Source organism: Comamonas humi (assembly GCF_054782535.1).
Genome location: NZ_BAAGSH010000002.1, coordinates 415,508 through 426,071, shown reverse-complemented (window position 1 = coordinate 426,071; position 10,564 = coordinate 415,508). Strand labels below are relative to the sequence as shown.

Genomic DNA, 10,564 nt, shown 5'->3' with positions numbered 1-10,564 from the left:
TCACGAACAAGGGTGGGTCAAGATTCGATGGAAATAGTGGGTCAGGTTTGCGTGGAAATCAACAGGCAGCTTAGAAAATGTGCCACGCTGGGCATCACCGCCGTATCCGGTTCGCTGCCGCATAGGCAGCTTAGAAACTCCGCGCCGAACTCAGTGCCTCCCTGGGTGCGTTCGCTGCCGCATAGGCAGCTTAGAAAAGGTCGTGGGCCTCCTCGATGATCAGGACGTGGTTCGCTGCCGCATAGGCAGCTTAGAAATTTTCAATCGCCGTCCAGGCAGGACATTTGGAGTTCGCTGCCGCATAGGCAGCTTAGAAAACGCCGAACGATGCCACGGCAACATCGTTCAGGTTCGCTGCCGTATAGGCAGCTTAGAAATTAGATCTTGCTGATGATGCGCTTGACGATGGGTTCGCTGCCGCATAGGCAGCTTAGAAAAGCCGCATGCTCCGCAACACGGCCGCTTTGCGTGTTCGCTGCCGCATAGGCAGCTTAGAAAATCGACTCCATGGACCGCCAGGGCGTGATCGCGTTCGCTGCCGCATAGGCAGCTTAGAAAGCGCGGTGTGGGCGGTCGGATACGGGTTCCGTGCTCGCTGCCGCATAGGCAGCTTAGAAAATGTGAGGACATAGCTCATGCCTACCTCAGTAGTTCGCTGCCGCATAGGCAGCTTAGAAAATCGTCGGTGCTCAACTGCAACGGCGGAAGGAGTTCGCTGCCGCATAGGCAGCTTAGAAATTGAAGCACTCCCGGATGGCCGGGTGGTCGTTGTTCGCTGCCGCATAGGCAGCTTAGAAATTCCAGGCGGGGTTCATGACGGCGCTGAACTTGTTCGCTGCCGCATAGGCAGCTTAGAAAACAGAGCAAGCCTGTGAGCCCAGCCAAGGCCCGTTCGCTGCCGCATAGGCGGCTTAGAAAACCTCGGACTGGAACTGCATGAACGCATCCACGTTCGCTGCCGCATAGGCAGCTTAGAAAAGGCTGAACGGGCGGACCAGCATCGCCTTCGGGTTCGCTGCCGCATAGGCAGCTTAGAAACGCGTCAAGATGGACCAGCGGCACAACAAGCCGTTCGCTGCCGCATAGGCAGCTTAGAAAACCCCAGCCGCCAACGGCCCATGCGAGTGCCGGGTTCGCTGCCGCATAGGCAGCTTAGAAATCGTCCATGTTGTTGTTGGGGACGGTGCCGAGGTTCGCTGCCGCATAGGCAGCTTAGAAAAGCTCAAGACCGCTGAGCAGATTGCGGAGGAGGTTCGCTGCCGCATAGGCAGCTTAGAAATGTGGAACCTGCTGCGCATCCGCCGCCGCCTGGTTCGCTGCCGCATAGGCAGCTTAGAAAAAGAGCAGCTTCGGCAGCCGGATGCTTCTCAACCGATCCCTGCGAGCACTAGATCGATACAAAACCAATATCAAACCATCCACACAAAACATTGGACTCGAATCATTGATTCGCTGAAGATACCCTGGCGGCGTGGGCGAGCCGCCATAACAGGGGCGCAGCCCTTCAGGAGACAGGCATGAAGCTGAAGCAATGGTTGGCAGGTGTGGTGGCGTCGCTGGCGGTGGCCGGGGGCGCTTGGGCGCAGGCGGGGTATCCTAGCGGGCCGGTCACGCTGATCGTGCCGTTCGCGGCGGGCAGCGGCACCGATGCGGTGGCGCGCGCCGTGGGGCAGAAGCTGGGCGAGCGGCTCAAGCAGCCGGTGGTGGTGGACAACCGCGCTGGCGCCAATGCGCAGATCGCGGTGGCGGCGGTGCTCAAGGCCAAGCCGGACGGGCAGACGCTGTTCATGACCACCAACACCTCGCACTCGGCCAATCCCTGGCTGGTCAAAAGCCTCAAGTACGACCCGATCAAGGATTTCACGCCCATCGCCCGCGTGGGCGAGCTGCCATTCGCGCTGGCGGTGAACGCCGAGTCGACGATCAAGTCGGTGCAGGAGCTGATCGACTACGCCAAGGCGCATCCGGGCAAGCTTTCGTACGCCACGCCCAACAGCACCTCGCTAGTGGCGTCCGAGACGCTGCGCTTCCTCACCAAGACCGACATCGTGGGCGTGCCCTACAAGTCGAGCCCGCAGGCGCTGACCGACCTGATGGGCAACCAGGTGCAGATGTACGTGGTGGACCTGGGCTCGGGCGGGAGCATGCTCAAGGCGGGCAAGGTGCGCGCGCTGGGCGTGACGGCGGCCAAGGGCTCGTCGCAGCTGCCGGGCGTGCCGGCCATCGCCAAGACGCTGCCGGGCTTCGACATCACCTCGTGGAACGGCATCTTCGCGCCGGCGGGCACGCCGCCCGCGGTGGTGAACCGGATCAACACCGAGCTGCAGGCCGTGCTGGCCGACCCCGAGGTGCAGAAGCAGCTCGCGGTGATCGGCTTCGAGGTCTGGCCCACCAAGACGCCGCAGGAGTTCGCCAAGTACGTGGCCGACCAGCTGCAGTACTGGGGCAAGCTGGTCAAGCAGGCCGATATTCCCGCGCAGTGATATTTGAATGAAATCGGACTCTGGCGCTTGATGGATAAGCGCTAGCAGCTATCAAAACCATAGTTTCAGGAGGCCCCATGGCTTCGCGATATCTGATCCGCTCGGCCGACGTGGCCGCCTACAGCCCGGCCAACCACACCGGCACCTTCAACCGCCGCCTCATCAGCAACGCCAACGTGGGCGCGCAGCACATGGAGGTGGTGCTGGGCGAGATCGCCAAGGGCGGCGGCGCGCTGCCGCACGCGCACCCGGGCATGGAGCAGGCCTGCTACCTGCTCGAAGGCACGGCGCATGTCGAGGTCGAGGGCGAGTCGTTCGAGATGGTGGCGGGCGATGCCTGCTTCTTTCCGGCCGACACGATGCACATCTTCCAGACCACCAGCGACACGCCCGCGAAGCTGCTGGTGATCTACAGCCCGCCGTATGGCGAGAACCCGGCGCGCGTGCGCCGGCCTGACGGCGCCAGCCACTGATTTGAGTTTGAGGAACACACCATGGATTTCGCACTGACCGAAGAACAGCAGCAGATCGTCGACGCTATCGAGAAGGTCTGCGCCCCGTTTGACGCCGACTACTGGCATGCGCGCGACGACGACGGCGAGTTCCCCGAGGCCTTCTACCGCGCGCTGGCCGATGCGGGCTGGCTGGGCATCGCGATGCCCGAGGAGTTCGGCGGCGCGGGCCTGGGGATCACCGAGGCGGCGTTGATGATGCACACCATCTCCGCCACCGGCGCGGGCCTGTCGGGCGCGTCGGCCGTGCACATGAACATCTTCGGCCTGCACCCGGTCGTGGTCTACGGCACGCCCGAGCAGAAGGCGCGCATGCTGCCGCCGCTGATCGCCGGCAAGGACAAGGCCTGCTTCGGCGTGACCGAGCCGAACACGGGCCTGAACACGCTCAAGCTCAAGACCCGCGCAGTGCGCGATGGTGACCACTACGTGGTGCACGGCCAGAAGGTGTTCATCTCCACCGCGCAGGAGGCGAGCAAGATCCTGCTGCTGGCGCGCACCAAGCCGGTCGAGGAATGCAAGGGCACCGAGGGCCTGTCGCTGTTCTATACCGACTTCGACCGCAGCAAGATCGAGGTGCACGAGATCCCGAAGATGGGCCGCAAGTGCGTGGACACGAACCAGCTCTTCATCGACGGCCTGCGCATTCCGGTGGAGGACCGCATCGGCGAGGAAGGCCGCGGCTTCGAGTACATCCTGCACGGCATGAACCCCGAGCGCATCCTGATCGCCTGCGAGGCCATCGGCCTGGGCCGCGCCGCGCTGTCGCGCGCCGCCAAGTACGCCGGCGAGCGCGAGGTGTTCAACCGCCCCATCGGCAAGAACCAGGGCATCCAGCACCCGCTGGCCGAGCGCTGGATCGAGCTGGAGGCGGCCTACCTGCTGGCCATGAAGGCCGCGTGGCTGTACGACCAGCACAAGCCCTGCGGCGCCGAGGCCAACGCGGCCAAGTTCTTCGGCGCCGAGGCGGGCTTTCGCGCCTGCGAGACGGCGATCTTCACGCACGGCGGCATGGGCTATGCCAAGGAATTCCACGTCGAGCGCTACATGCGCGAGAGCTGGATCCCGCGCCTGGCGCCGGTGAGCCCGCAGCTCATCCTGTGCTTCATCGCCGAAAAGGTGCTGGGCCTGCCCAAGTCGTACTGACGCCCGGGTTGGGCGCGCCGGTTTTCGCGCGATGATGGGGGCATGAAGACCCATCTGCTGCGCTATTTCGTCGTGCTGGCCGAAGAGCTGCACTATGGCCGCGCCGCGGCCAAGCTGTCCATCACGCAGCCGCCGCTGTCCGTGGCCATCAAGGCGCTGGAGGACGAGCTGGGCGTGCGCCTGTTCGAGCGCAACGCCAAGCAGGTGCAGCTCACCGAGGCCGGGGCGGCCTTCCTGGTCGAGGCGCGGCGCGTGCTCGGCCAGCTGCAGCACGCGGCCGACGTGGCGCGCCAGGTGGCCGAGGGGCGCCAGGGGCAGCTCGCCATCGGCGTGGCGGCCTCGATGATCTACCGCGACGTGCCGCGCGTGCTGCAGGCCTTTGCGCGCCAGCGGCCCGACATCGAGATCACGCTGCACGAGATGTCCACCGCCGAGCAGCAGCAGGCCGTGGCCCGCGGGCAGCTGCAGGGCGGCTTCGTCAACATCGTCACCCCGGCGCCGGGGCTGGACAGTTGCCCGATCGCGCCCGAGCCGCTGGTCTGCTGCCTGCCCGAGGCGCACCCGCTGGCGGGCGAGGCCGAGATCGACCTGCGCGCGCTGGCGCACGAGCGCTTCGTGATGTTCGTGCGCGAGGTCAGCCCGGCGCACTACGACGACGTGATCGCCTGCCTGCACAGCGCCGGCATCCATCCCCGCATCCACCACGCGGTGCGCCAGTGGTTCAGCGTGATCGCGCTGGTGGCCATGGGCCAGGGCGTGGCGCTGGTGCCGGCCTGCATGCAGCGCGCGGGCATGGCCGGCGTGCGCTGGCTGCCGCTGCAGCGCGACGGCGGGCGGCCCGCGCTCACGGCCGGCGCCTTCGTCTGGCGGGCGCCGGCGGCCAGCGCCTCGTTGCAGGCGCTGATCAGCGTGGTGCGCGAGCGCTGAGGCCTGCGCTCATAGTTAAGAATTATTGTTTAATTTTAAAACCAACAAATAATTCATCGCTTGGTGGAGCACAAAGTCAAATAAAACGCTGTACATGAGTTTAACGTTCGGGCATGGACAACAAGCTCGAATTCGCTCAGCGGCTGCGCAGCGCCATGGTGGCTGCCGGCCTGGAGGCGCGCCCGGGCGTGCTGTTGGGCCTGTTCAATGCGAACTACTGGGGGCGCTCGGTCACCTTCCAGGCGGTGTCGCGCTGGTTGAAGGGCGAGGCCATCCCTGCGCAGGACAAGCTGGTGGTGCTGGCGGGCCTGTTGAAGGTCGAGCCCGAGGTGCTGCGCTTCGGCGACTCGGTGCGCCGCTCGGTGCAGGAGCACCGCCAGCGCTGGGACGAGGGCGTGGGCTATCTGGAGCGCGAGGCCTTCGATGCCTTCCTGCGGCTGCCCGCGCCGCAGCGCAAGGTGGTGCGCGAGGTGATCCTGACCTTTGCCAGGGTGCATGGCGATGCCGGCGGCGAGCCGCAGGCGGCGCCAGCCCCCGACGCTGGCCCGGGCACGGCTACTGGCGCCAGAAAAACAGCCCGGCCATCACCAGGCCGGTGAGCACGATGCCGCCGCGCAGCCAGTTCGGCGGAATCTTGCGCGCCACGCGCGCGCCCAGGTAGCCGCCCAGCGTGGCGGCGATCATCATCACCAGCGCCTGCTTCCACTGCACCACGCCGCCCGCGGCGTAGATGGCCACGGCAATGGCCGTGAGCAGCGCCGACACCAGGTTCTTGATGCCGTTCATGGCGTTCAGGTTGGTCTGGCCCAGCAGGCCGAGCAGCGCCAGCAGCAGGATGCCCAGGCCACCGTTGAAGTAGCCGCCATAGATGGCCACGGCCAGCATGCCCAACGCGGCCTTGGCGGCCCCGGCGGTGTTTGGCGCCTGGTCGTGCTTGCCACCCATGGCCCACTGGCGCAGCTGCGGGCCGAAGGCAAACATGGCGGTGGCCGCCAGCAGCAGCCAGGGCACGATCCTGCGGAAGGTGGCGTCGGGCGTGAACAGCAGCAGCGCCGCGCCGGCCGCGCCGCCCACCAGCGCCAGCAGCACCACGCTCTTCATCGACAGGCCGGGCGGCGAGCGCATGTCGTCCTTGAAACCCCAGGCGCCGGCCATGTAGCCGGGCAGCAGCGCCACGGTGCCGGTGGCGTTGGCCGACACCGGCGGCACGCCGGTGAGCACCAGCGCGGGCAGGGTCAGGAAGCTGCCGCCGCCGGCGACGGCATTGAGGGCGCCGGCCACGAAGGCGGCGGCCAGCAGCAGGCTGGTGTGGGCGAGGTCTCCCATGGTCTTGTCGTGGTGTGCAGTGATGGGTGGAAGGAGTCAACCGATCTTAGTGCTGCAATTCTTTTGCGCAAGCCTGGATTGGTCGCACAGAAGTCACAGCTGCCGTGATGGCGGCCCGGGCCTGCTACTTGGCGTAGGGGTCTTCGAAGCCCAGCTCCTGCATGATGGCGGTCTCGTATTCCTCCATCTCCTCGGCGTCCTGCTCGCTGGTCTCGTGGTCCCAGCCCTGGGCGTGCAGCGTGCCGTGCACCAGCAGGTGGGCGTAGTGCTCTTCGAGCGACTTGTTCTGCTCCTGCGCCTCGCGTGCCACCACCGGCGCGCACAGCACCAGGTCGGCCAGCACGGTGGGTTCCTGCTGGTAGTCGAAGGTGAGCACGTTGGTGGCGTAGTCCTTGTGCCGGTACTCGCGGTTGAGCTGCTGGCCTTCGGCGGCGTCGACGATGCGCACGGTGATTTCGCCATCGACGGCCAGCGCGTGGCGGATCCAGCGCGTGACCTTGCTGCGGGGTAGCACGGCGCGGTGCTCGGCCGCCTCGTCGAAGCGGCCGAACTGCAGGGACAGCGTGAGTTGGTTCAGGGCCATGTCAGGCTGCTCCGAGGTGCGGCACCAGGGCGCCGGTGGGTTGGCCGTTCTTGAGCGCGGCGGTGAAGGCGAGCATGCGGTCGATGGGCAGGCGCGCGCGCGGGATCAGCGCCGGGTCCACGTGGATGGCGTTGGCGCCGGTCTCCAGCACGCGGGCCACGTCGGCCAGGCCGTTCATCGCCATCCAGGGGCAGTGCGCGCAGCTCTTGCAGGTGGCGCTGTTGCCGGCGGTGGGCGCCTCGTAAAAGATCTTGCCGGGGTTGAGCGTGCGCAGCTTGTGCATCATGCCGTTGTCGGTGGCGACGATGAATTCCTGCGCGTCCATCTCGCGCGCGGCCTTGAGGATGGCCGAGGTCGAGCCCACGGCATCGGCCAGCGCCACCACTTCGGGCGGGCTCTCGGGGTGGACCAGGATCTTGGCCTGCGGGTGCTGGGCCTTGAGCAGCTCCAGCTCCACGGCCTTGAACTCGTCGTGCACGATGCAGGCGCCGTTCCAGAACACCATGTCGGCGCCGGTCTGCTGCTGGATGTAGTGGCCCAGGTGCCGGTCGGGCGCCCAGAGGATCTTCTGGCCCGCGTCCTTCAGCGCCTGCACCACGTCGAGTGCGCAGCCCGAGGTGACGAGCCAGTCGGCGCGGGCCTTGACCGGCGCGCTGGTGTTGGCGTAGACGACGACGGTGCGGTCCGGGTGCTGGTCGCAGAAGGCGCTGAACTCGTCCACCGGGCAGCCCAGGTCGAGCGAGCAGGTGGCGTCCAGGTCGGGCATGAGCACGGTCTTCTCGGGGCTGAGGATCTTGGCCGTCTCGCCCATGAAGCGCACGCCCGAGACCACCAGGGTCTGCGCCGCGTGGTCGCGGCCGAAGCGCGCCATCTCCAGCGAGTCGCTGACCAGGCCGCCGGTTTCTTCTGCCAGGTCCTGCAGGTCGGGGTGCACGTAGTAGTGCGACACCAGCACGGCGTTCTTTTCCTTCAGCAGCCGGCGGATGCGGTCCTTGAGCGCGGCGCGCTCGGTGGCCGAGGGCTCGGGCGGCACGCGGGCCCAGGCGTGCTTGGTGGAGCAGACGGCGTTGTCGGTGCCGGCGGCGTCGGTGGCATAGAGCAGGGGCTGCTCGTATTCCACGTCCTTGAGGGTGGCGGTGGTCATCGTGGTTCTTGCAAAAATGAGAGCTGCTAGCGCTTGTTGCCAAAGGATTTCAAATATCTTTGATGCTGAAATCGGCTGGTGATAAGCGTCAGCAGCTATGGTTTTGTTGTCTCTCTAGGCGATTTCCTGCAGGCGCATCGAGAAGTCGGTGGCCTTCACGTCCTTGGTCAGCGTGCCGATGGAGATGCGGTCCACGCCGGTCTCAGCCAGCGCGCGCAGGCCTTCGAGCGTGACGCCGCCGGAGATCTCCAGGATCGCGCCGCCGCCCGCATGCGCGGCGTTGATGGCCACGGCCTCGCGCAGCATGGGCAGTGGCATGTTGTCGAGCAGCACCATCTTGGCGCCGGCGTCCAGCGCCTCGGCCAGCTGCGCCAGCGTCTCCACCTCGATCTCGATGAAGGCGGCTTGCGCGGCCACGGCCTGCGCGGTGCGCAGCACGGCCGTCACGCCGCCGGCCGCGGCGATGTGGTTCTCCTTGATGAGCACGGCGTCGTGCAGGCCGATGCGGTGGTTGGTGCCGCCGCCGGTGGCCACGGCGTATTTCTGCGCCAGGCGCAGGCCGGGCAGGGTCTTGCGCGTGTCGACGATGCGCGCCTGGGTGCCCTCGATCGCATCGACGTAGGTGCGCGTCTTGGTCGCCACGGCCGACAGCAGCTGCAGAAAGTTGATGGCGGTGCGCTCGGCGGACAGCAGCGCGCGGGCATTGCCTTCCATCTCGAGCACCACCTGGTCGGGTGCGCAGCGCTGGCCCTCGGCCACGCGCCAGGTGATCTGCACCTCGGGGTCGAGCGCGCGCAGCGCGGCTTCGGCCCAGGGGGCGCCGCAGATGACGGCGGCTTCGCGGGCCAGCACGCGCGCGCGGGCGCGGCGGGCGGGGTCAATCAGGCCGGCGGTCAGGTCGCCGGCGCCCACGTCTTCCTGCAGCGCGCGGGCCACATCTTGGGCAACGAAATCCATGTTCATGGCGGTCACAGCTGCTGCGTCGGCACCTTGTGGCGCAGCTCGGTCTGGCGGTTGTTGTCGTCGACGAACACCAGCTGCGGCTGGTGGCCGGCCACATGCTCTTCATGCACCTGGGCGAAGGCCGCGATGATGAGCAGGTCGCCCACGGCGGCGCGGCGCGCGGCCGAGCCGTTGACCGAGATCATGCCGCTGCCGCGCTGGCCCTTGATGGCGTAGGTGACAAAGCGCTCGCCGTTGTCGATGTTCCAGATGTGGACTTGTTCGTTCTCGGCGATGTTGGCGGCATCCAGCAGGTCTTCGTCGATGGCGCACGAGCCTTCGTAGTGCAGCTCGCATTGCGTGGTCTTGACGCGGTGGATCTTGGATTTGAGCAGGGTGCGGAACATGGTGGTGGAGAGCTTGGTTGGAGATTGAAAAAAAGGAAATCAGGGGGCCGGCGCGCAGTCGAGCATGCAGGAGTCGCCCAGCGCCTCGCGCCAGACATGCACGCGCGTGGCGCGCTCGCGCAGCGGCGCGGGCAGGGCCTCGGCGATGAACAGGCACAGGTTCTCCAGCGTGGGCACGCCCAGGCCGGGCACCTCGTCGAGCATGTGGTGGTCCAGGCGCTCGCGCACCTCGGCCAGCGCCTGGCGCAGCAGGCCCAGGTCGAGCACCATGCCGGTGGCCGGGTCGCGCGGGCCGGCGAGGAACACTTCGGCGTGGTAGGTGTGGCCGTGCACGCGGCGGCTGCCTTCCGCCTCGATCTCGCGGCGCAGGGTGTGGGCGGCGTCGAAGAAGAAGCGTTGGGAGATGGTGAACAGCATGGTCGTATCGAAGGGGCGGGCGGTCAGCGGATGCCGCTGATCTTGTGGGTCTGCAGGCTCAATCGCCAGGCGGGGTGGCGCATGCAGGCCTCGATGCAGGTGGCGATGTTCTCGGCCTGCCGCGGCCCGTCCATGGGCTGCAGGAAGCGGTGCGTGAACTCGCCGGTGGCGGCCATGGTGGCCAGGTCGAAGCCGGGCTGGGGCCAGACCAGCTTCAACTCCTGGCCGCGCTGCTGCACCCAGGGCGCGCCGGCCTTGGGGCTGACGCACAGCCAGTCGATGCCCGGCGGCGCGGCCAGGCTGCCGTTGGTCTCGACGGCGATGCGGAAATGCCGCGCGTGCAGCGCGTCGATCAGCGGCCCGTCGAGCTGCAGCAGCGGCTCGCCGCCGGTGATGACGACGAGGCGGCGGCCGGCATCGGCCGGGTCTTCGGCGGGCCACTGCGCGGCGATGCGGTCGGCCAGCGCGGCGGCCTGGGCGAACTTGCCGCCCAGCGTGCCGTCGGTGCCGACGAAGTCGGTGTCGCAGAACTGGCAGATGGCGCTGGCGCGGTCCTGCTCGCGGCCGCTCCAGAGGTTGCAGCCGGCAAAGCGGCAGAACACCGCCGGCATGCCCGCCTGGCCGCCTTCGCCCTGCAGGGTGTAGAAGATTTCCTTGACGCTGTACATGGCGGCGGT

At 67.1% G+C, this 10,564-nt stretch carries 12 protein-coding genes and 1 CRISPR repeat array; of the genes, 5 read left to right on the top strand and 7 right to left on the bottom strand.

Translation table 11 applies throughout. The features are described from left to right. Positions 1-109: 109 nt before the first annotated feature. A CRISPR array of direct repeats spans positions 110-1,339; the repeat unit is 28 nt; unit sequence GTTCGCTGCCGCATAGGCAGCTTAGAAA. Between the two features lie 178 nt (positions 1,340-1,517). The 5 genes from ACYVKR_RS02335 (at position 1,518) to ACYVKR_RS02315 (ending at position 5,667) form a co-directional block, all read left to right on the top strand. Beyond that, a complete protein-coding gene (locus ACYVKR_RS02335) occupies positions 1,518-2,483 on the top strand; it encodes a Bug family tripartite tricarboxylate transporter substrate binding protein (RefSeq protein WP_460479112.1) in 966 nt (321 codons plus the stop codon). 77 nt (positions 2,484-2,560) lie between these two features. Further along, positions 2,561-2,956, top strand: a complete 396-nt coding sequence (locus ACYVKR_RS02330) for a cupin domain-containing protein (RefSeq protein WP_460479111.1) — start codon at positions 2,561-2,563, stop codon at positions 2,954-2,956. Positions 2,957-2,977: 21 nt separating this feature from the next. Then, positions 2,978-4,141 (top strand): acyl-CoA dehydrogenase family protein, encoded by a 1,164-nt coding sequence (locus ACYVKR_RS02325; protein ID WP_460479110.1) that lies wholly within the window; start codon positions 2,978-2,980, stop codon positions 4,139-4,141. Positions 4,142-4,183: 42 nt separating this feature from the next. After that, on the top strand, positions 4,184-5,068 hold the full coding sequence (locus ACYVKR_RS02320) for a LysR family transcriptional regulator (protein WP_460479109.1): 885 nt from the start codon (positions 4,184-4,186) through the stop codon (positions 5,066-5,068). A 113-nt stretch (positions 5,069-5,181) separates the two neighbouring features. Further along, positions 5,182-5,667 carry a transcriptional regulator gene (locus ACYVKR_RS02315; RefSeq protein WP_460479108.1) on the top strand — a complete coding sequence of 162 codons (486 nt, stop codon included), beginning with the start codon at positions 5,182-5,184 and terminating at the stop codon, positions 5,665-5,667. On the opposite strand, the gene ACYVKR_RS02310 is transcribed toward ACYVKR_RS02315, so the two are convergent. From ACYVKR_RS02310 to queE, 7 genes are all read right to left on the bottom strand, one after another. Further along, on the bottom strand, positions 5,624-6,394 hold the full coding sequence (locus ACYVKR_RS02310; RefSeq protein WP_460479106.1) for a sulfite exporter TauE/SafE family protein: 771 nt from the start codon (positions 6,392-6,394) through the stop codon (positions 5,624-5,626). The genes ACYVKR_RS02315 and ACYVKR_RS02310 overlap by 44 nt on opposite strands. Positions 6,395-6,518: 124 nt before the next feature. Further along, positions 6,519-6,977 (bottom strand): rRNA maturation RNase YbeY, encoded by a 459-nt coding sequence (ybeY, locus tag ACYVKR_RS02305; RefSeq protein WP_460479105.1) that lies wholly within the window; start codon positions 6,975-6,977, stop codon positions 6,519-6,521. Between the two features lies 1 nt (position 6,978). Further along, entirely contained in the window at positions 6,979-8,121 is a 1,143-nt protein-coding gene (nadA, locus tag ACYVKR_RS02300; RefSeq protein ID WP_460479104.1) for a quinolinate synthase, read from the bottom strand. Positions 8,122-8,235: 114 nt separating this feature from the next. Continuing rightward, positions 8,236-9,084, bottom strand: a complete 849-nt coding sequence (nadC, locus tag ACYVKR_RS02295) for a nicotinate-nucleotide diphosphorylase (protein WP_460479103.1) — start codon at positions 9,082-9,084, stop codon at positions 8,236-8,238. A 5-nt stretch (positions 9,085-9,089) separates the two neighbouring features. Beyond that, positions 9,090-9,470, bottom strand: a complete 381-nt coding sequence (gene panD / locus ACYVKR_RS02290; RefSeq protein ID WP_460479102.1) for an aspartate 1-decarboxylase — start codon at positions 9,468-9,470, stop codon at positions 9,090-9,092. Between the two features lie 39 nt (positions 9,471-9,509). Next, the gene (locus tag ACYVKR_RS02285; protein ID WP_460479100.1) at positions 9,510-9,887 is read right to left on the bottom strand and encodes a 6-pyruvoyl trahydropterin synthase family protein; all 378 of its coding nucleotides are present in this window, start codon (positions 9,885-9,887) and stop codon (positions 9,510-9,512) included. Positions 9,888-9,910: 23 nt separating this feature from the next. Next, positions 9,911-10,555 carry a radical SAM family protein gene (queE, locus tag ACYVKR_RS02280; protein ID WP_460479099.1) on the bottom strand — a complete coding sequence of 215 codons (645 nt, stop codon included), beginning with the start codon at positions 10,553-10,555 and terminating at the stop codon, positions 9,911-9,913. Between the last annotated feature and the right edge of the window lie 9 nt (positions 10,556-10,564).